Origin of the sequence: Lacibacter sp. H407 (genome assembly GCF_037892605.1) — a bacterium.
GTDB lineage: Bacteria > Bacteroidota > Bacteroidia > Chitinophagales > Chitinophagaceae > Lacibacter.
Genome location: NZ_JBBKTU010000001.1, coordinates 2,149,058 through 2,169,949, shown reverse-complemented (window position 1 = coordinate 2,169,949; position 20,892 = coordinate 2,149,058). Strand labels below are relative to the sequence as shown.

General features: G+C 42.4%; 15 protein-coding genes, 3 tRNA genes and 1 rRNA gene. 3 read left to right on the top strand and 16 right to left on the bottom strand.

Annotated elements, in window-relative coordinates; all coding sequences use genetic code 11:
* Positions 1–62: 62 nt before the first annotated feature.
* The 5 genes from WG989_RS09370 to WG989_RS09350 all read right to left on the bottom strand — a co-directional run bounded on the left by WG989_RS09370 (position 63) and on the right by WG989_RS09350 (position 4,481).
* Positions 63–136, bottom strand: a tRNA-Ala gene (locus WG989_RS09370).
* A gap of 10 nt (positions 137–146) precedes the next feature.
* A tRNA-Ile gene (locus tag WG989_RS09365) sits at positions 147–221 on the bottom strand.
* A gap of 114 nt (positions 222–335) precedes the next feature.
* Positions 336–1,867: ribosomal RNA gene (locus tag WG989_RS09360) — 16S ribosomal RNA — on the bottom strand.
* Positions 1,868–2,434: 567 nt separating this feature from the next.
* On the bottom strand, positions 2,435–3,184 hold the full coding sequence (gene truA, locus WG989_RS09355; protein WP_340428946.1) for a tRNA pseudouridine(38-40) synthase TruA: 750 nt from the start codon (positions 3,182–3,184) through the stop codon (positions 2,435–2,437).
* A gap of 4 nt (positions 3,185–3,188) precedes the next feature.
* A complete protein-coding gene (locus WG989_RS09350; protein WP_340428944.1) occupies positions 3,189–4,481 on the bottom strand; it encodes a DUF4476 domain-containing protein in 1,293 nt (430 codons plus the stop codon).
* 176 nt (positions 4,482–4,657) lie between these two features.
* On the opposite strand from WG989_RS09350, the gene WG989_RS09345 reads away from it, so the two are divergent.
* Positions 4,658–7,156 carry a M1 family aminopeptidase gene (locus WG989_RS09345; RefSeq protein ID WP_340428942.1) on the top strand — a complete coding sequence of 833 codons (2,499 nt, stop codon included), beginning with the start codon at positions 4,658–4,660 and terminating at the stop codon, positions 7,154–7,156.
* 531 nt (positions 7,157–7,687) lie between these two features.
* Here WG989_RS09345 and WG989_RS09340 read toward each other — a convergent pair.
* From WG989_RS09340 to gap, 8 genes are all read right to left on the bottom strand, one after another.
* The gene (locus WG989_RS09340; RefSeq protein ID WP_340428940.1) at positions 7,688–8,473 is read right to left on the bottom strand and encodes a CHASE2 domain-containing protein; all 786 of its coding nucleotides are present in this window, start codon (positions 8,471–8,473) and stop codon (positions 7,688–7,690) included.
* A 343-nt stretch (positions 8,474–8,816) separates the two neighbouring features.
* Positions 8,817–9,626, bottom strand: a complete 810-nt coding sequence (locus WG989_RS09335) for a TPM domain-containing protein (protein WP_340428938.1) — start codon at positions 9,624–9,626, stop codon at positions 8,817–8,819.
* A gap of 6 nt (positions 9,627–9,632) precedes the next feature.
* The gene (locus tag WG989_RS09330) at positions 9,633–10,094 is read right to left on the bottom strand and encodes a TPM domain-containing protein (RefSeq protein WP_340428937.1); all 462 of its coding nucleotides are present in this window, start codon (positions 10,092–10,094) and stop codon (positions 9,633–9,635) included.
* 10 nt (positions 10,095–10,104) lie between these two features.
* A complete protein-coding gene (locus WG989_RS09325; protein WP_340428936.1) occupies positions 10,105–10,695 on the bottom strand; it encodes a LemA family protein in 591 nt (196 codons plus the stop codon).
* Between the two features lie 205 nt (positions 10,696–10,900).
* Positions 10,901–11,395: an Lcl C-terminal domain-containing protein gene (locus tag WG989_RS09320; protein WP_340428934.1), complete on the bottom strand. Its 495-nt coding sequence runs from the start codon at positions 11,393–11,395 to the stop codon at positions 10,901–10,903.
* A gap of 65 nt (positions 11,396–11,460) precedes the next feature.
* Positions 11,461–12,660: a phosphoglycerate kinase gene (locus WG989_RS09315; protein WP_340428932.1), complete on the bottom strand. Its 1,200-nt coding sequence runs from the start codon at positions 12,658–12,660 to the stop codon at positions 11,461–11,463.
* A gap of 72 nt (positions 12,661–12,732) precedes the next feature.
* Positions 12,733–13,551, bottom strand: a complete 819-nt coding sequence (locus WG989_RS09310) for a hypothetical protein (RefSeq protein ID WP_340428931.1) — start codon at positions 13,549–13,551, stop codon at positions 12,733–12,735.
* Between the two features lie 2 nt (positions 13,552–13,553).
* Positions 13,554–14,564, bottom strand: a complete 1,011-nt coding sequence (gene gap / locus WG989_RS09305) for a type I glyceraldehyde-3-phosphate dehydrogenase (protein WP_340428929.1) — start codon at positions 14,562–14,564, stop codon at positions 13,554–13,556.
* Positions 14,565–14,792: 228 nt separating this feature from the next.
* Between gap and WG989_RS09300 the strand changes: the two genes are divergently transcribed.
* A tRNA-Glu gene (locus WG989_RS09300) sits at positions 14,793–14,864 on the top strand.
* A 563-nt stretch (positions 14,865–15,427) separates the two neighbouring features.
* On the top strand, positions 15,428–16,666 hold the full coding sequence (locus WG989_RS09295; protein ID WP_340428927.1) for a T9SS type A sorting domain-containing protein: 1,239 nt from the start codon (positions 15,428–15,430) through the stop codon (positions 16,664–16,666).
* 610 nt (positions 16,667–17,276) lie between these two features.
* Here WG989_RS09295 and WG989_RS09290 read toward each other — a convergent pair.
* From WG989_RS09290 to WG989_RS09280, 3 genes are all read right to left on the bottom strand, one after another.
* The gene (locus tag WG989_RS09290; protein WP_340428926.1) at positions 17,277–18,677 is read right to left on the bottom strand and encodes an MBL fold metallo-hydrolase RNA specificity domain-containing protein; all 1,401 of its coding nucleotides are present in this window, start codon (positions 18,675–18,677) and stop codon (positions 17,277–17,279) included.
* A gap of 71 nt (positions 18,678–18,748) precedes the next feature.
* Positions 18,749–19,234 carry a DUF4442 domain-containing protein gene (locus WG989_RS09285; RefSeq protein ID WP_340428925.1) on the bottom strand — a complete coding sequence of 162 codons (486 nt, stop codon included), beginning with the start codon at positions 19,232–19,234 and terminating at the stop codon, positions 18,749–18,751.
* A gap of 4 nt (positions 19,235–19,238) precedes the next feature.
* Complete coding sequence (locus tag WG989_RS09280) at positions 19,239–20,861, bottom strand: C1 family peptidase (protein WP_340428922.1); 1,623 nt, start codon at positions 20,859–20,861, stop codon at positions 19,239–19,241.
* Positions 20,862–20,892: the final 31 nt, after the last annotated feature.

The following is a 20,892-nucleotide window of genomic DNA, read 5'->3' as shown; positions in this document are numbered from 1 at the left end:
TGATGTTATGATTACGAATCATCAGACCTGAAAGTCAACATCAAATAAAGAACTAATTTTCGTGGAGGATATCGGAGTCGAACCGATGACCCTCTGCGTGCAAGGCAGATGCTCTAGCCAACTGAGCTAACCCCCCGAGGTTATTGTAGACCCGCCCAGATTTGAACTGGGGACCCCTACATTATCAGTGTAGTGCTCTAACCAGGCTGAGCTACGGATCTATTTAACAATAGCCAATTGGCCTCTACGAATCCATAGCAACTGGCCGAATAATACATATAAGAACTTAATGTTTGAAAGAAGAAAAGCAACAGCAGTAAAAAAGCGTACTCTAAAAAGGAGGTATTCCAGCCGCACCTTCCGGTACGGCTACCTTGTTACGACTTAGCCCCAGTCACTAGTTTTACCCTAGGCGGCTCCTTGCGGTTACCGACTTTAGGTACACCCAGCTTCCATGGCTTGACGGGCGGTGTGTGCAAGGTCCGGGAACGTATTCACCGTATCATTGCTGATATACGATTACTAGTGATTCCAGCTTCATGGAGTCGAGTTGCAGACTCCAATCTGAACTGAGAGAGGGTTTTTGGGATTAGCTCCTTATCGCTAAGTGGCAGCCCTTTGTCCCCCCCATTGTAGCACGTGTGTAGCCCTGGGCATAAAGGCCATGATGACTTGACATCATCCCCTCCTTCCTCACGTCTTACGACGGCAGTTTCTTTAGAGTTCCCAGCATTACCTGATGGCAACTAAAGATAGGGGTTGCGCTCGTTGCGGGACTTAACCCAACACCTCACGGCACGAGCTGACGACAGCCATGCAGCACCTTACAAATTGTGTATTGCTACAAAACAGGCTTTCACCTGCGGTCAAAATGCATTCTAGCCCAGGTAAGGTTCCTCGCGTATCATCGAATTAAACCACATGCTCCACCACTTGTGCGGACCCCCGCCAATTCCTTTGAGTTTCAACCTTGCGGTCGTACTTCCCAGGTGGATTACTTAATGCTTTCGCTTAGACACTAACAGTAATATCGCTAATGTCGAGTAATCATCGTTTAGGGCGTGGACTACCAGGGTATCTAATCCTGTTTGATCCCCACGCTTTCGTGCCTCAGTGTCAATGTCTCCGTAGTAAGCTGCCTTCGCAATGGGTGTTCTATGTCATATCTAAGCATTTCACCGCTACATGACATATTCCGCTTACCTCCAGAGAATTCAAGACAAATAGTATCAATGGCAGTTTTCGGGTTAAGCCCAAAGATTTCACCACTGACTTAAATGTCCACCTACGCACCCTTTAAACCCAGTGAATCCGGATAACGCTTGCACCCTCCGTATTACCGCGGCTGCTGGCACGGAGTTAGCCGGTGCTTATTCCTCTGGTACCGTCAGGCCCTGTGGATACAGGGGGTTTCGTCCCAGAGAAAAGAAGTTTACAATCCAGAGGACCTTAATCCTTCACGCGGCATGGCTGGTTCAGACTTGCGTCCATTGACCAATATTCCTTACTGCTGCCTCCCGTAGGAGTCGGGCCCGTGTCTCAGTGCCCGTGTGGCTGATCATGCTCTCACATCAGCTACTGATCGCAGGCTTGGTGGGCCGTTACCCCGCCAACTACCTAATCAGACGCACGCCCATCTCTAACCGCCGGAGCTTTAATATCAAAGTGATGCCACTCTAATATGTTATGGAGTATTAATCCACCTTTCGGTGGGCTATCTTCCAGTTGGAGGGAGGTTGCGTACGTGTTCCGCACCCGTTTGCCGGTCGCCAGCATCTGTATTGCTACAAACCTGCTGCCCCACGACTTGCATGTATTAAGCCTGCCGCTAGCGTTCATCCTGAGCCAGGATCAAACTCTCCATTGTAAATGTTGTTTGATACTGACTATTAATTCTCAAGAATTAACAGTTCAAATTCGAATTATGTTACACTTAAAATTTACCCGTTCTAATTAATTAAAACGTTGCTGTTGCTTTCAAACTTTCAAAGATCTTTTTTCGTTTTTCGTTTCCCATTTTTTGAATGGGAGTGCAAAGGTAAGTGGCTAATTTTATTCACCAAATTTTTCTTTGTTTATTTTCAACTTTTTTTGTCGAATTACACTGTAGAAAAATTCGTTTTGTTGTGAATTGTTTTGCAGAAAACCTTTTGAAGAACTTTCGCTTTTTTCAAAGCGGGTTGCAAAGGTAAGCGGCTTTTCGAATCCACCAAATTTTTCTTTGTTTATTTTCAATTTATTTTCTGATAAATGATTCAGAAACAATGTTGTAATAGAGAAAGAAGAGATCACCTTTTGAAGAACTATTCCCCTTTTTTCGAAGCGGGTTGCAAAGGTAAGGGCTAGGTGATTTACAATCCAAACTTTTTTGCTTCTTTTTTACAGAAAAAGCTGAAATCCTTTACTGGCAAGGCTTGCAGTTGAAACTTTTTTTTCAGGGGTTTACAAACAAGGTGGCAGGATAGCTCACATGCATCAAAAACAAGCCTTTTGCAGGTGCCGAAAAATCTGCGGCGGAATACTCACCCCCCCGCAATAGTGCTTCAAACTCATCCAATTTCATCCCTCCACGTGCTACCCGGAGCATTGTTCCTACCAATCCTCGCACCATACCTCGCAAAAATCGGTTTGCTTCTACATTGTATACCAAACAACCATTCTCCTCATGCCAATAGCTTTCAACTATCTGGCAATGAAAGGTTTTCACCTGTGTATTCCGCTTTGAAAAGGCCAGGAAATTTTGATTTTGCCGCACCATTCCAGCACATTGATCCAATAATTCTTTGTTTACCGGGTAGGGGAAATACCAGGCTCTGTCCTGCAAAAAAGGGTTTTTGGTATGATAGATATAATACTGATACGTTCGTGCCGTAGCATGGAAGCGGCAATGAGCATCGGGGGTTACCTCCCGAACTGAGCGTACCACAATATCGTTGTGGAGGATGGCATTGAGATTATAAATCGCCTCTTGGGGAAAGGGTTTCTCCCGATCAAAATGGAAAAAATTCTGCAGTGCATGCACACCCGCATCAGTACGTGAGGAACCCGTAAGGGCTATGTTCTCCCGAAAAAAGACGTGTAAAGCACGCTCCATTTCAGATTGAATGGTTACAGCATTGTGTTGCACCTGGAAGCCACTAAAGTGCTCTCCCCTGTAACCGAGTTCCAGAAAATAACGTGGCATAAGCTTATTGATTGGGGAGCAGCGCTAAAAAACGCTTCTTATAATACTCATCCAGAATTGTTTCGCCCAGACTTTTGAAGTTGGAGAAATCAGTTACAAAGGGCATGGCCGCATCAAAGAAACGGTAACGGCCCTCATCACTGAGGAAAAGAACAGAGAGGTTCTTCAACTGGGCTGAAGTAAAACAATTCTTCTGAAAAGCTTTCTTCGCCTCATTGATCATTTGTTCATCTTTGCTTTGCGAAGCCATTCTGCGGCGGAGTTTGATCAAATCATCTTCGGTTGCAAAGTTCTTGCAGTTACTATTTGGCAATCCTTGCGGCTCTGTTTTTTGAACAGGAGGAACAACCGGTTGAACAATTTCTTCTTTCTTTTCAACCGTTTCCTCTTTTTTGGGAACTACTACCTGAATTGAATCTTTTTTCGCTTCAACCTTTACAGGTTCTTCTTTGGTTTGTGGAGGCACAACAGCAACGGTATCTTTCACAACTTCGGGTTGGACCGGTACTACCACCTGCGGAATGGGGGTACTGTCCTTTTCAATAAACAACCGTACGGTATCTCTTACGCCGTTGGATTCCTGTACTTCAAACACATAATCATTTCCTTCACGACTTTCAAACTTACGGATTTGTTTTACCGGCGTTTTTGCCGGGGCTATCCATACAGGTTCGTTGACAACCGGCTGCTCCTTTGGCTTTTCAGATTCCGTAGTTGTTTGTATAGTTGTAATTGAATCTTTTACAGGGGTTGTTGCAGGTGTCGTTACCACAGGCGTTGGGACATTCACAACGGCAGGCTTTTCCACTACCGGCTCCTTTACAACATTCACTGTTTTGACTGTGCTATCCTGTGTAACTTTTGAAAGCATATTGGAAAACGGATCGTTCGCAGGTGGTACCGAAACATTACTGGTATTGATTTTGGGGTCTGTTTTTACAGCCGCATAAAGTACAGAGGAACTCTGCAAGTCGTACAGCCCCCACCCTTTTTCATTAAAATTCTTGATCAGAAATCCTTTATCGGCCTGTTCAATATTACATTGAAACTGCTGCTCCTGCTGATCTGACTTCGGAAACCCGACCGCAAAATCAACCTGACCGCCTTTCAACTTCGACAGAATCAGGTACCCCGTTGCGGAGGAGCTGATGATCCGGTTGTTATATTTCACATAGAACGGCTGCTGATTATCTGTTTGTAGATAAATGAAATGATTCAACTGCGCCTGCGCCTGTATTCCAACTGCGGCTAACAACAACGCCACGAGTACAAATCTGCTGATCAATAACTTTCGCATAGTAACAAAGCTAATTTTTTTTGTTTATCCGATTCACAAACCATTTGTCAATTTCTGAAACCTGTAACATGTGCCCCTTTATCTTTACAATCCAAATTTCAAAAAAAGTCATTCCAAATTCAAAGACCGCATTCGATGCGTTTTGGATGACAACGATCTTGATCAACAAAAACACAATGAAAAAAGCGATGAAAAGAAATCTTACCGTTATTGGCTTGCTAATGCTATCGGTTGCAACAAGCTACGCACAGGCACCCGAACAAGCTGATACAAGCTGGAAAAAACTGTACCGTGCTACCCCCGAAAAAACACATGCACTACAACACACCAAATTAGAGGCCAGCTTTGATGTACCCAATGCACAACTCAATGGCAAGGTATGGCTCACATTGAAACCACATTTCTACCCAAGCAATACATTGGTGCTTGATGCAAAAGGAATGGACATCAATGATGTTGCTGTACAGAAAGGAACCGCACGAATAAAACTGAAATACGACTATGATGGTTTGTTATTGAAAGTAACACTCGACAAAGTTTACAAAGGAGGCGAAGCTTACACCGTATACATTCAGTACACAGCAAAACCGAACGACTTTAAAACTGCCGGTAGTGCCGCCATTACTGATGCAAAAGGTTTGTACTTCATCAATCCAAAAGGAGAAGAAAAAGACAAGCCTACACAAATATGGACACAAGGTGAAACAGAAGCTACCAGTGTATGGTGTCCAACGATCGATAAGACCAATCAAAAAACCACACAGGAATTTTATTTAACCGTTCCTGCTAAATGGGTTACACTCAGCAATGGTAAACTCGTGAGTCAAAAACCTGCGGGCAATGGTACACGTACCGATTACTGGAAAATGGACCAACCCCATTCGCCCTATCTGTTTTTTGTAGGTGCCGGTGATTTTGCCGTGATCAAAGAAACATGGAAAGGAAAAGAAGTGAGTTACTATGTAGATAAAGAGTATGCATCGGTTGCTAAAAAAATATTCGGTAACACTCCGGAGATGATGACATATTTCTCAAAGATCACAGGAGTTGAATACCCTTGGGTAAAATACGGACAAATGGTGGGACGTGATTATGTTAGTGGTGCTATGGAAAATACAACCGCTACTCTCCATCAGGAAAGTGCACAACAGGATGCCCGTGAATTGTTGGATGGAAATGCATGGGAAGGAACCATTGCACACGAATTGTTTCACCAATGGTTTGGTGATTATGTAACTACTGAAAGCTGGGGCAACTTAACACTCAACGAATCGTTTGCCAACTACAGCGAATACCTGTGGGATGAATACAAATACGGCAAAGACAAAGCCGATGCAACGCATTACAGTGCCATGCAAGGTTATTTGGGAAGTGGCAGCGAACAAAAAGATCTGGTTCGTTTTTACTACAGCGATAAAGAAGATATGTTTGATGCCGTAAGCTATAACAAAGGCGGACGCATTTTACACATGCTGCGGAATTATGTTGGCGACAGTGCGTTCTTTAAATCGCTCAACTTGTATTTAACGACACACAAATACAAAACAGCAGAAGCACATCAATTGCGTTTGGCATTTGAAGAAGTGACCGGTAAAGATCTGAACTGGTTCTTTAACCAATGGTATTTTGGTGCTGGACATCCAATGCTCGACATTAACTACAGTTATAATGAAGCAACCAAACAAGTAAACGTAATTGTAAAACAAACGCAAAAAGATAAACTGTTTCAATTGCCGGTTGCTATTGACATTTATAACGGAAGCAAGAAAACACGTGAGCAGGTTTGGGTGAAAAATGCAGTGGATACATTCTCATTCACTGTTTCAACAAAACCTGATCTGGTGAATTTTGACGGCGACAAAGTATTACTTGCCGTTAAGAAAGAAAACAAAACACTGGACGAATATATCCATCAATACAAACACGCAGGTTTGTATCTCGACAGAAGAGAAGCGATTGATTTTGCAGCGAAGAAACAAGATGATGAAAAAGCTGTTGCTCTATTAAGAGAAGCAATCAATGATAAGTACAGTGGCCTTCGCAATTTTGCATTGGGCAAAGTAGATCTCAAAAAATCATCGGTACTTGAAGCTACTGAAACAATGATTGCATCAATGGCACAAAAAGATGCAAGCCGTATTGTACGGAGCAAAGCGATAGAAGTATTGGGTAACCTGAAGAAACCGAATTACAAAAATCTGTTCCAGTCGGCCGTTAACGATTCGTCGTATTCAGTAAGTGCTGCCGCTTTACTGGCGTTGGAAAAATTGGATCCGCCTGCTGCTTTAACAGAGGCGAAACGTTTAGCGAAACAACCGATGAAAGGGAATTTGCTGGAAGCAGTTGCCACCACATTGATCAAAAGTGGCGATGAAAATTCGTTTGACGAAATTACCAAAGCATACAGCAGCATGGGCTTATCGCAGGCGAAGTTTAATTTAACTGCCACCTACGCCAACTTACTCGGCAATATGAAGAATACCGAAAAAGTAAAACGTGGTGTGGATGAAATTGTAAAGTTCCGTGAAGCCATTCCGGAGCAATATGGCTTGGGTCCTGTGTTTGAGAACTTTCTCAAAACCATTATCGGTAAAAAAGAAACCTTGAAGAAAGCAGGTGAAGATGTGAATGCATTGCAGGAACAGATTGATTATATTAAGAGTAAGATGAAGTGATGAATAACGAATGACGAGTAAAAGGCGGTTCTTGCGAACCGCCTTTTTGTTTGGATAAGGTTGTTTGCAGTTTATGATTCTTATCGCAGCGTCGGAACACGTTCGGCGGTGAGTTCCACAAAAACAACACACGGGCCTATCTGACACATCGCATGTGAAAGTTCAAGTTGGGAGACTCTGCGTCGAAAAACTTTTCGACTTCATAGCCTTGATCTCGTTGTTGGTGAAAAACACGCAACAACGGCTGCGGTAGTTTTAATCGGCAGCAATACCAACAGCAACACAAAAAAATAGCGGCGCCGTGTCCGCTATTTTTTTGTGTTGCTAATAAGCCATGCCCCAATGCTGCAGCAAAAAAGCTGATTAATTTGAGCTGCGTCTGGATAATCTTGAAACCAACGGTGCGGCGTACTTGTATCATTAGCATACCAAAAAGCGGCAAAAGACTTCTCCACCTATTTACATCAAGTGCCACCAACCAAATACACAAGACCTCCTGACACTCGCCCATTAAGTAGGACGGCAATTACCCTACTTAATTTCATATTCTAAAATTGTCCGTATTGTATTTGCAATAATAACGCCTCCATAGGTGTCAGGATTATTATCATTTTGCCGAGTAGAAAAACGAATTGGGGTAAAAAATTTATCCTCATTACTTGGACCCAAATAGGCAACTATTACAATTTTATTCTTTAAAAAACTCCAATGTTCTTTTGTAGTTAATACTCCCCCATTAAAATGAATAAATTGCTCCAAAGTTCTCGTGAATTTAATTGGAATAACTTGATTCACTTTAATACGATGCTTAAATCCTGTCTTCCACCTTTCAATAATTTTTAATTCGAATGATTTATGAATAGTAGTATCAATAACTCCGAGTGGAGTTTTAAAACTTGCTATACCCTCCAATGCTTGAACATTCGCAAGACCCACGTCAGTTACAAACGAACTAAACTTAACAATAGGCATTATGGGTTTTCCTGCTGAATCAAGTTTGCACGCCAAAATATCATTGTCAATCTCCTTAAAAGCTTGCATTAATATTGAATCCTGAATTGGATCCTTTTCGATTTCAAAAAACACATCAATTCCAATTAAAATTGGTTTACAACTATCTACAATTTTAAGTAGCTTACCAATAAATGCTCTGTCCTCCTCTTCTACATTGATTAAAACAATATCAGGGTCAATTTTCTCAGTTAGACTACCAAAATTCTTTTTGATAACTTTCTTTTGAGATGGACAGCTTAGCAAATAAATACAAACAATAATAGTTATTAAGACCAGAGCAATTATTACTTTTTTATACTTCATCCCGCTTAACAGATTTATCTTTATTAATCGAACTGCCAATTTTTCTTCGCCACCGAGTCTTCGCACTTCTAAGGCAACGTCTGGCAGCTCCGACTCGCAGTGAACGTTTTGGTGTGGAAGACTCGTCTGTGAAAGAATCTTCCTATTAAATATAGAGATGAATTTCGGGCTTTTGTCGTGTTATGAAAGCTGTCTGTTGTGGCAAACTACAGACAGCTTTCAGCTTTTTATTCATTACTCATCTTCAACCATTACCAGCTTTATGTGGCTGGAACAATCGAGATGAACGTGTACTTGAAATAAAAATGCCCATGTAAACCATGGGCATTTTTTTCAATTTTTTTTACCAGCTACCTCCGGCTCCACCGCCGCCAAAACTTCCACCACCAAAGCCGCCAAATCCTCCTCCGCCACCGCCGCTGCTTCCGCCGCCCCAGCCGCCGCCACCTCCGCCAAACCAGATAGGCGGAACACTATTCTCCCAACGGCGATACCCTCTGCGGCTCATCATACCACCGCCGCCACGTTTGTTGATGTTGGAAATGATGATCATAATGACGATGAACATGATCATGGCGCCCAGTATACTGCCGCCACCTTTTCCTTTTTTACGATTGCTGTAACCGGCCGGTGCTTTGTATTCACCTGCTGCTGCACGCATCAGGTCGCTGGTACCTTCGTCCAGTCCACGGTAAATATCATTGGCTTTAAAATTGGGAATGATATCGGCTTCAATAATTTTCTTTGCTGTAATATCAGGAATAGCACCTTCCAATCCATAACCTGTAGCGATCCACACCTGCCGCTTGCGTCCATCGGTTGGGATCAACACCACAAGCACCAATCCGTTATCGAATTCCTTACCGCCCACGCCCCACTTACGGCCAAGGGCAACCGCAAAATCGGCTATATCATAATCGCCAATGTCGCCAATGGTGATGATTACAAACTGGTTCGATGTACTGTCGTCGTAGGCCACCAGCTTTTGTTCAAGCGCCTGTTCCTGCTCGGGTGTAAGCACATCAATATAATCGTTCACCAGCTTTGCAGGGTTGGGAACCGTCGGGATATACTTTTCGATTCCCTGCGCCTGTAACGTTAAGCCGAAGGCAAGGAATAAAAAAGAAAGTATGGTTAATTGGAAAATCTTCATGTGTTGCTATCGTCCAAAAACGATGTCGTCTGGTAATTCATTCCTGTCTTCATTCTCGTAGGGGAAATGGGCTACTAATGCATCACCAATGTCGGTAATGATTTTTACAATCCCTTCCGCATAACTGTGTTTGCTGAAACTCGAAAGCATTTGCTGTACTTCGTTGTTCCAGAAAGCGGTACCTACTTTTTCGTGAATACCACTGTCGCCAAACACCGCCAGTTGATGGTCTTTCATGGCAATGTAAAGCAACACACCATTACGGTCATCTGTTTTTTCCATCTTCAATCCAAAAAACACTTCAGCAGCACGGTCAACAGGATCAACAAAACTGCAGCGGCTTTCCACGAACACACGGATCTCTCCGGATGTACGTTTCTCCGAAACACGGATCGCATTTACAATGGATGCGTGCTCTTCGGGTGTAAACCAGTCTTGCTTTTTACTGAAGAAAGAAAAAATGCCCATATTGCTGTTATCAGAATTTTACTTCAGGTGCTTTATCGCTGCCGGGATCTGCCGCAAAACCTTCTTTTGTTTTGAAACCAAACATACCCGCAAACAAATTCATGGGGAATGAACGTACACCTGTGTTGTAAACTCTTACCGCTTCATTAAATTCGTTGCGTGCAACTTTAATTCGGTTCTCCGTTCCTTCCAGCTGTGTTTGCAGGTTGCGGAAACCTTCATTGGCTTTGAGGTTGGGATAATTTTCAACCACTGCCAATAAACGGCTCAAGGCACTGCTTACACCACTTTGTGCCTGTTGAAATTCAGCAAGCTTTTCAGGAGTAATATTTGAAGGGTCTACTTTTACACTGGTTGCTTTGGAACGTGCTTCAATTACATTGATCAATGTTTGCTGTTCAAAGTTTGCCTCGCCTTTTACTGTGTTCACCAAATTGGGGATCAGATCAGCACGGCGCTGGTAATCACTTTGCACGTTGTTCCATTTCTCTTTTACTACTTCGTCTTGCTTTACCAATCCATTGTAACCGCTGCAGCCTCTGAAGCCAATAAAGGCTACAAGTACTAATACGACGATGGTGATGATACTTCCGGTTTTCATGTTCTGTTTGTTTATTTAATGATGAGTGTGATAATTGTTGTAAATGTTACAATGCTGTTTGTAAAATGCTTCCACTTGATACGGCGTTGTTTCGTCGCATTAAATTTAATCGAAACATTTTACTTGCAACGATGAATTTTACTGAACACAAAGGGTGCCGACTTTAAAAAGCTGACACCCTGTCGTTGTATAAACGCAATTCGATTCAATTTACTTTCCGGATACAAACGAAATGGTACTCATCCACTTTCTGTACATTATAAAATGCGCCTGAATAGAGGTATTTTGATACAGCCTGTGTTCCGTTGGCCTCCGTAGATGTCCACAAACTAATCCGTTCCTCAAAACCGAATTTTGTGATATTATCAAATACTGCATCTACTTCGCTTTTAGATGGCAGGTACCAGTCTGTTTTACCGGCATACCGGGAAGTATCACAAACCTTTGCTGCGTAAGCCTTTCCATCAAAACCTTTATTAGCCCCCACAAATTTTACAATTGCCTGCGTGTTGGCTGCACCATCATCTTCACTGCGCACAGCATCGCCAATTTCATCATATCCACCCCAGGTTATTTTTCCTGTTTGGGTCATATCAAGCACTTCGTACTTTTTGCCGTTGTGCTCAATTGACACAATACGTTGCGCCCCGGCAAATACGGGCAGCAACAAAAACATCAGTTTAACGAAAATTTTGTTCATTGTTTTTATGAACAAAATAGGGCCATCCGCTCAGCTGTAAAACCCGCAAAAGGGTGAGTATGCGATCATTTAATTGCAGCAATGCCCGGCAGTTGTTTTCCTTCAAAAAACTCCAGCATGGCACCGCCACCGGTTGAGATATAACTTACCTTATCAGTGTATCCGAAATCGTTTACCGCCGCCACACTATCGCCACCACCTACTAACGAAAATGCGCCATTGCTGGTAGCTTCAGCCACAGCCTGTGCAATGGTTTTTGTTCCGTGTTGGAATTTCTCCATTTCAAATACACCCATTGGGCCGTTCCATAAAATGGTTTTTGAATGCAGCAATACATTGCGAAACTGCTCACATGCATTGGTACCAATATCAAGCCCCATCCATCCATCAGGGATATGATTACTCGGAGCGGTTGACGTATTGGCATCGGCTGCAAACTTGTCGGCAATTACAGAATCGCTGGGAAGATGAATGCGAACACCTTTGGCCTCTGCTTTTTCAAGAATATCCTTCGCTGTATCTAACCGGTCATCTTCACATAACGAATTACCAATTACACCACCCATGGCTTTCATAAACGTATAGGCCATACCTCCGCCAATGATAATATCGGTTGCCCGTTCCAGTAAGTTTTCAATGATCAGAATTTTATCGCTCACCTTAGCGCCACCAATAATGGCGGTAAAAGGCTTCTCAGCTTTCAGCAATACTTTTTCAGCTGCCATCACTTCGCCTTCCATCAGTAAGCCGAACATTTTTTTATCGGCAGCAAAATAGTCGGCTATTACGGCAGTAGATGCATGTGCACGGTGAGCTGTACCAAATGCATCATTTACATATACATCGCCCAGCTTGCTGAGTTTTTCAGCAAATGCTTTATCGCCTTTTTCTTCTTCTTTGTAAAACCGGAGATTCTCCAGCAACAATACTTCGCCGGGTTTCATCATGCTTGCGGTTAAGTACGCCTGCTCTCCAATACAATCGTTGGCAAACAGCACGGGTGTGTTGCCGCCAAGTAGTGCAGCCAAATGACTGATGACATGTTTTAAGGAATACTTTTCTTCCGGTCCTTCTTTTGGCCGGCCGAGATGACTCATTAAAATAACACTTCCACCGTCGTTCAGAATTTTTTTGATGGTGGGAATAGCGGCTGTCATTCTTGTATCATCAGTGATCGCTTGTGTCTGCTTATCAAGCGGCACGTTAAAGTCAACACGGATCAATGCTTTTTGTCCGGAGAAATTATGGTTTGAAAATGTACTCATATGCAATAGTTTTTTATTTGAATAAGTGTTGAGCGAAGTTATTCCTTGCCCGATGAAAATACCAGAGCTAATTTATGATTGTATTGTTTTTAATAATTGTTGCAGGCAGTTGATGTTACGACGCACATCATCTTCGCCTTCGATCTTTACCTTCATCAACGCACCACTGATGAGTTGATATCCTTTCACTGCATCTTCTTTACTGAAAAAACAACTGTACCAATCGCTCAGTTCATTTTCATACGCCATACTCACTTTGTTGCTGTAAAATTTGATGGGCTGCGGATACCAGTTGCCACCCGGATTTTCCAGATCGTTATCGGCCGCATGTTGATATAATGCCAACATAAATTGCAGATAAGCAACAACCCGTTGTTTGATCTGTGCTTCAGTTTCCTGCTGCGTTGGTTTTGATCGCCATTTATGCATTTCTGCTTTGAACGGATCAGCAGCGGAACGATTGGTGATGGCAAACACATTCACGAGTTCATCCGGGTTTGCTTTATCGGGTGGATAGGTTTGGAAGAAGCTGAATTGTGTTTTGCCTGCATCCGGTTTCTGATCGAGCAGATAGCGTTCCGTAAGTTCTTCTGTTTTGATAGCGGGAACAAGCACCAGGATTTTTTTTGCTGCGTCGTACGACCATTTGCCCTGCTCAAACAACAGATCGGCACAGAGCGTGTACGTTCCATCAGGATAAAAACGAAGCGCATACAAGCCCAGTTTATTACCGGTGGTTGTTTCCTTTTTTTCCTGCTTTACATACCACTCACAGTTCTTGGGATCGGGTGGTAAAAAAGCAGCAGTACTTGGCCCATCGTTACAGGCCAGTATGAAAAAAGGGATACTCCATAAGAAATATCCCTTTAACAGTTTTGTATTCACCAACATATTTACTTGATCAATTTTGCAAAATAGTGAAGTGTACGAACCAACTGGCTTACATAACTCATTTCATTATCGTACCAGCTAACCACACGCACCAATTGTGTTTCGCCTACATTCTGCACTTTTGTTTGTGTTGCATCAAACAACGAACCGAAGCTTGTGCCAATGATATCGCTGCTCACAAGTTCATCTTCAGTATAACCAAAGCTTTCGTTTGCTGCTGCTTTCATTGCTGCATTAATTTCTTCCACCGTTACTTTTTTACCCAACAAGGCAGTTACTTCTGTTAATGAACCGGTAAGTGTTGGTACACGTTGTGCACTGCCATCCAGTTTACCTTTCAGGCTTGGCAATACCAATCCAATTGCTTTGGCTGCACCTGTGCTGTTCGGTACAATGTTTTGAGCGGCTGCACGTGCACGACGAAGATCCCCTTTTGGATGTGGAGCATCCTGTGTATTCTGATCATTTGTATAAGCGTGTACAGTTGTCATTAAACCATTCACAATACCATATTTCTCTTCCAGCACCTGTGCCATTGGAGCCAAACAGTTTGTTGTACAGCTTGCACAGCTGATCACTGTTTCGCTTCCATCAAGAATACTGTGGTTTACATTAAATACAATCGTTTTGAGATCACCTGTTGCAGGTGCACTGATCACCACTTTCTTTGCACCGGCTGCAATATGTCCTTCAGCTTTTGCTTTATCAGCAAAGAAACCTGTACACTCAAGCACTACATCTACCTGGTGTGCGCCCCATGGAATTTGTGCAGGATCTTTTTGTGCATAGATCTTGATCTCATCGCCGTTTACGATAATGGAGTTTTCGGTGCTCTTTACATCTGCATCAAAGCGACCCTGTGCAGTATCATATTTCAATAAATGTCCTAATACCTTGGGAGAAGTAAGATCGTTGATCGCCACTACATCAATGCCTTCCATTTTAGAGATCTGGCGGTAAACCAGTCGTCCGATACGTCCAAATCCATTAATCGCAACTTTAACTGTGCTCATGAGAAATTAAATTTAGTAGTTATAAAAATGCGCTGCGAAGGTAACGAGATTACAGATTAAACACCGTTAGTTTTTGGATTGAAGCAGATAAACATGTTCACACAAACGATTCCGTTCATTGGAATAGATGTGCAGGTTTAGGATGCTTGCCAAGGGCTGGAATAAAATCTTGAAAATTGTTTGGGAGGTAACATGCCCAATCCTATCTTTGCACTCCCAAAAAACAACGCCGCGTTGGTCAAGGGGTTAAGACGCCTCCCTTTCACGGAGGAATCACGGGTTCGAATCCCGTACGTGGTACAAAGCCCCGCAAACAGCGGGGCTTTTTTGTTTAAGAACCCTCGTCTACCCGGAACTCCAGATTAATACAGGCAAAACTTCCATTTCTTTCTAAACTGAATTACACAGGTTCTTTACAAATCAACTCTCATCCTGTTCATGTTTCCTCACTCAACTCACTCCTCCTGAAATAATACGGTGATGTTGGGAAAAACAACAGCATAATTACAACACCTCCCCAGTTTTTACGTGGTGAATTTTGCAGAAAATGAACACTAAAATGTATCGCAAGCACCCAGGTTTCAGGATTTTTCAAAATACTTTTCAACTATTTTTAAATTTTTCTTCGATCATATCGCTTGATTTTCAATGCATTTGATGTGTGAAAATTACGGTTGCGTAGTTTAACGTATACCAAGTCGTAGTTCTACTATTGCACATGTTAAAAACTCGGTGCAACTTTGTTCCAGATAAGCAGATACCCTTAGACGAATTGATAGTTAATCCAGCAGACGAGTAGTAAGAATCATTAGATCCGTTCCAAAAGGCCTGTACCGATTCGATCCCTATTAAAACAAAAAATAATGTCGTACCTCTACCCAACAGTAAAAAGAGCCGTAGCGCTCGTACTTTCTCTAACCGTAATTTTTCAGGTTAGTTTCTCCCAATTAGCATTTAACAACCCGGTATTAGTGAGTGGCACCGACCTTGAACAGGGCGCTGTTTATCGCTATGACAATGTGGCTCCGTTCGTAAGAGCGTTTGTAACCATCAGCCATATCGAAAACGGAAGCACCATTTTACACATGGATGAAAACGGGTTTGGTTATAATGGCGGTTTTCAGCCACTGATCAAATCAGGTGGACATGGTGAATCGTTTGTAACCTTCACATTTGCGTTTGAAAATACTACAACCGGTCTTCCGTTTTTGTTTCCCACATTGAATGCCAACATTCTTGATATTGATGGAAGCAATCAAGTGAAAGAGTTTGCCGAATTGAACATGAATAACGGCGTATCAACCTTAATGAATGCGGTGTCACACATTGAACTGGAGAACAGCACCAACCGTGTAATTGCCCGTAATACAGCTGGAGTTGAAATTGGCGGCATCAGCACTTCAGCAACAGAAGTAATGTTCCAGGTGAGCGGTATCAACATCTCAACATTTGATGTAAAATTCGGAACAAATTCAACCACAGGTTCGCATGCTTCCAGACAATACAGTTTATACTTCTTCAACTATACACTGCCTTCTTCATTACCGGTTTCATTAATAAACTTCCAGGCAACGCTGCGTGATAAAAATGCAACATTGGGCTGGACCACAACGAACCACTATAACTTCAGTCACTTTGTAATTGAAAAAAGTACAGATGCAAGAAGTTTTACTGAAGCTGCCGTTCTGTTTACTGAACAAAACACTTCAAATGCAGAATACAGCTACAAGTACAAAGACAATTTACAGAACAGCACAGCAAAAATTGTGTACTACCGCTTGAAAATGGTTGATGTTGATGGAACATTCACTTATTCTGAAACAAGAATGGTGCGTTTGACAAGTGAAGAAACAAAAGTACTCATCAGCACATTCCCTAACCCGGTTGCAAACGAAGTGCGTGTAATGATCCCAACCGAGTGGCAGGATAAAGCTGTAACCTACGAGGTATTTAACAGCAGCGGTTTATTGATGCAACGTTTCCAAACGAAGAATGCTGCACAGGTACAACAGTTGCAGGTACAACAGCTCAACAGCGGAACTTATATTTTGAAAGTGAGCAGCTCTATTGCCTCCACCACTTCGAAATTTATAAAATATTAATTGGTCTCTTGGTACGGACAAACAAGTTGCTAACCACCTACACCTTTTACCCAAACCACAACTTGTTTACCCAAACTCTACATTGTAAAACTTAAAAATATTATTTGGTCTCTTGGTACGGACAAACAAAGTTGCTAACCACCTACACCTTTTACTCAAACCACAACTTGTTTACCCAAACTCTACAAAACATGAAATCGATCACAACAACAATAAAGAACGTGCTGGACCTTATCAACAACAAGTTGGCTAACCCACACAGTTATTCCAATCTGCAACCGGTTTACGTAAGAACTACAAAACAAATTCGCCCGTAAAAAATATTCATTGGTCTCTTGGTACGGACAAACAAAGTTGCTAACCGCCTACACCTTTTACTCAAAAAACACAACTTGTTTACGCAAGATCCGCATCGTAGAACAACAACACCTGAACGCCTTTTTGCATAGAAGTGAATGTTGTTAACCGCCTGACCTGTTTTATGATGCTGCTGGTTCTGGTATAATTATGACAGTTGCTAACCTGCTACCTCTTGCTAACCTTTTACAAGTTTACCCAAAATCCTCATTGGATTTTTCAATTGGGCCCCTGGTTTACCGGGGGCTTTCTGTTATATCCCTATTTCAAAATGCATTTCCGGAATTACTACATCTGTAAATCCTTTACGCATTAAGCGTTGCTGAAAGGCATGCTGCACATCGTACTCGCCATGCACAAGAAATAATTTGTCGACGAGTTTTGGATCCTGGCATGCCAGCCATTGACTCATATCTTCATAATCACCATGTGCACTCATGCTGCGAATTTGTCCGATCTCTGCATGCACTTCTTTTTCTACGCCGAATATCTTCACTTCTTTTCGTCCATCTAATAACTTTCCACCTAATGAACGTGGTTCACAATACCCCGTGAGCAAAATAGTATTACGGCTGTTTTCAATTGTGTTATTGATGTGATGTTTTACTCGTCCTGCATCGGCCATACCACTTGCACTGATCACCACATATGGGCCGCTTTTAAAGTTTAATAATTTTGATTCCTCTACTGATTTCACAAACTTCAATCCTTTAAATCCAAATGGATCATTGTCGGTTTGTAATACTTTTTGAATACGCTTATTGAAATAGCCGGGATAACTCTTTACAATTTGTGTTGCTTCAATACTCAGCGGACTATCTACAAAGTACTCAAGATCAGGTAAGCGTCGTTCCAGTTCCAGTTGATTCAGATCGTATAATAATTCCTGCGTACGTCCAACGCTAAATGCAGGTACAATCAGCTTACCTTTCTTTTGCAAACAGGCTTTTTCAATCCATCGTAACAACTGATCGGGTGTTGACACCGCATTATCGTGCAGGCTGTTACCGTAGGTTGACTCCATGATAATAACATCAGCTTGTGGAAATACTTCCGGTGATTTTAAGATCACATCCCGATAACGGCCTATATCACCCGAAAATGTAATACACTTTGTTTTACCGTTCTCCGTTACTCTAATATGTACACAGGAACTGCCAATAATATGTCCTGCATCTGTAAACATGGCTTCAATGCCTTCGCCTACTTTAAACCAAACTCCATATCGTTGCTGCACAAAGCGCCCCAAGGCTGCTTTTGCATCTTCAATGGTGTACAAGGGTTGCAGATAAGGCATGTTTGAAGCAGCCCGGCGTTTGTTTTCATATTTCACTTCGTCTTCCTGTATCTCAGCACTGTCTTCCAACAACACGGATGTAAGCGTTGCCGTTGCATCGGTACAATGTATATCACCTTTGTATCCGTCTTTGCATAGTTTCGGAATCAATCCGCTGTGATCGATATGTGCATGACTCAGGATCATGTAATCAATTTCTGCCGGATCAAAACCCCAATGACGGTTCATTGCATCGGTATCTTTCCCCATGCCTTGAAACAGTCCGCAATCGAGTAATAATTTTTTCCCGTTAACGAGTGTAAGAATATGCTTGCTGCCTGTAACACAACGTGCAGCTCCGTGAAATGAAAGCTTCATAAAGACAATTTGAAAAATGATTCAATTTGAAAATTTGAAAATGCAAATACATTTTCAAACGATCCTTTTAGTTAACTCTTTGCTTTGAATGACCATGTAATATAGAACTCTGCAACAATCTCTCCAGCTTTGTTTCGGCCAACAGATTTTGCTTTGATACTTCTTGCTTCACCTGTTGCAATGGCTTCATCTACCAACTGTTCAATTGCTTTCCCATCTTCACATACAAAGGTTGTTACATCCGTTGCTTTTTTAAAATAATTTGCTTCTAATGATACCACTAACATTGATACGGATGGTTTGCGTCCCATGATCTGCATCAATCCCAATACACCGGTCGTCATTTCAGCTGCCATCGCCAAGCAGGCGAAATATATTGAACGGAATGGATTCTGCGAAAACCACTTATACGGCACCGTTACTACACATCGTTCTTCATCAATGGATTGAATACGGACGCCGCTGAAAAAAGCAGAGGGGAGTTTCAGCAACAGAAACAACTTTCCTTTTACCGGATGTTTGATTTGCCTGATGAACTGTGCGGCGGATTCTTTCATGAATTTATTTTGTTACCTCAACTATACAAGCTACTACATTGTTAGCATCGCCTGTTACATCAAAACGCATAGCACCTTTTCCGGTTGCGGAGTAACGCACATTTCGTATCAATGAACTTCCTAAGGCATTGTTTAATCTTGTGCCAAAATCAGCTGATGGGTTCGCACTGATCTGTTGATTAAGTTGATACCAATCGAGTTCTTTTTTACTGATCACCACAGCAATCACATCTCGTCCACCCATACCAATACTGTCAGGGGTCATACTTTTATCTTTTGGAAATAAACGTACACCGGTAATACCGCAGAACGGAGAATATTTTGTTTTCGTTGGATCATCAGTTCGTGGATAAGGGAACAATGTATAACTCGTGCCATCTACTTCTTTACCGAACACATATACATAACATTCCGTTGTATTCTTCAACTCCATTTTAAACTTATCGCCCGGACGAACGGGTGATGTTGTTTCAAAACGATTGCCTCCGATACTTCGCAACGAAATATAATCGCCTGCCACTGTTTTCTTGCCATCATACTGCACGCTCACCAAACCCACTTCACATGCAAACTGCTGCGCACTTTCATTTCCTGCATGCATTGGGTTTACTCCATAGGCTTCACGCACATAAGTTTGGAAATCGCCGTAACGCACCCATCCAAATCCATTCGTGCCCCACTCCTGTCCCCAACTGTTCATAATTAAAAATGCACCGCCATATTTTTTATCATCATAACCAACCACACACATGGCATGGCCGCCAAACCCCATCATACTTCTATCTCCACTTGCTGGTATCCACACATCCTGTCCCATCATTGGTTGCATAAAACTTTGTCCCACCATCATACCAATTACAACAGGTGCACCTTGTGCAAGATTTTCTTTGATGGCTCGCAGATCAACTGCATCATTCCGATCGCCTAAACTCAAACGGTTAAAACCACGCATCCGAAATTGCGTGGCTTGTTGTTGCAAACTATTATCCGGTTGACGTTCACAATCCTGATCAGTATAAGGAAACTGATCGTACGGCACATCACCACGCTTGGTCATAAACTCCATTGCACGGATGATATATGAACCTTGACAACCTTCTAATCCAATCTGGTTGTACATAAATGAAGGAGAGAACGCAACATCGTTTGGTTGCTTACCTGTTCGTGCCGATTCAAGAATGGTATGTGCTGCAAACGCACTGCTCCAGGCAACACAACTTCCCTGCGATCCCTGATTTTGTGGTGTGGGACAAAAACGCTGCAGATTTGCTGATTCCGGTAATGGATTTTTTGTATTATCATCGGCCAACGGTTCATAGATCTCTGCTTTTTCAAATTGCTTGGGATCCAAAAAACCGCCGGTTGTTAAACTTGCAATATCACTGATGTTACAACCTCCTTTACCCAATACAAAATAAGCACCCACTGCTACAACCAGTAACAATAAAATTCCTTTCCCTTTACCACCACCTTTCCCAAACAAACTCAAAAGCAATGGTAACAGGCTGAGTAAACCTCCGCCACCTCCACCTCTTCCTCCGCCACCGGGAAAACCTCCACCGCCTCCACCATCGTTACTTTGATGTTCCTGTTGATCCTGCGGATCGTCTGTCATACGTATTGGCATAGCTAAGTGTTTTATGTTATACTAAAATAGG

Bases quoted from the DNA above. Each gene is read 5' to 3' on its own strand.
- truA (WP_340428946.1), bottom strand. From the start codon at position 3,184: ATGCCACGTTATTTTCTGGAACTCGGTTACAGGGGAGAGCACTTTAGT.
- WG989_RS09350 (WP_340428944.1), bottom strand. From the start codon at position 4,481: ATGCGAAAGTTATTGATCAGCAGATTTGTACTCGTGGCGTTGTTGTTA.
- WG989_RS09345 (WP_340428942.1), top strand. From the start codon at position 4,658: ATGAAAAAAGCGATGAAAAGAAATCTTACCGTTATTGGCTTGCTAATG.
- WG989_RS09340 (WP_340428940.1), bottom strand. From the start codon at position 8,473: ATGAAGTATAAAAAAGTAATAATTGCTCTGGTCTTAATAACTATTATT.
- WG989_RS09335 (WP_340428938.1), bottom strand. From the start codon at position 9,626: ATGAAGATTTTCCAATTAACCATACTTTCTTTTTTATTCCTTGCCTTC.
- WG989_RS09330 (WP_340428937.1), bottom strand. From the start codon at position 10,094: ATGGGCATTTTTTCTTTCTTCAGTAAAAAGCAAGACTGGTTTACACCC.
- WG989_RS09325 (WP_340428936.1), bottom strand. From the start codon at position 10,695: ATGAAAACCGGAAGTATCATCACCATCGTCGTATTAGTACTTGTAGCC.
- WG989_RS09320 (WP_340428934.1), bottom strand. From the start codon at position 11,395: ATGAACAAAATTTTCGTTAAACTGATGTTTTTGTTGCTGCCCGTATTT.
- WG989_RS09315 (WP_340428932.1), bottom strand. From the start codon at position 12,660: ATGAGTACATTTTCAAACCATAATTTCTCCGGACAAAAAGCATTGATC.
- WG989_RS09310 (WP_340428931.1), bottom strand. From the start codon at position 13,551: ATGTTGGTGAATACAAAACTGTTAAAGGGATATTTCTTATGGAGTATC.
- gap (WP_340428929.1), bottom strand. From the start codon at position 14,564: ATGAGCACAGTTAAAGTTGCGATTAATGGATTTGGACGTATCGGACGA.
- WG989_RS09295 (WP_340428927.1), top strand. From the start codon at position 15,428: ATGTCGTACCTCTACCCAACAGTAAAAAGAGCCGTAGCGCTCGTACTT.
- WG989_RS09290 (WP_340428926.1), bottom strand. From the start codon at position 18,677: ATGAAGCTTTCATTTCACGGAGCTGCACGTTGTGTTACAGGCAGCAAG.
- WG989_RS09285 (WP_340428925.1), bottom strand. From the start codon at position 19,234: ATGAAAGAATCCGCCGCACAGTTCATCAGGCAAATCAAACATCCGGTA.
- WG989_RS09280 (WP_340428922.1), bottom strand. From the start codon at position 20,861: ATGCCAATACGTATGACAGACGATCCGCAGGATCAACAGGAACATCAA.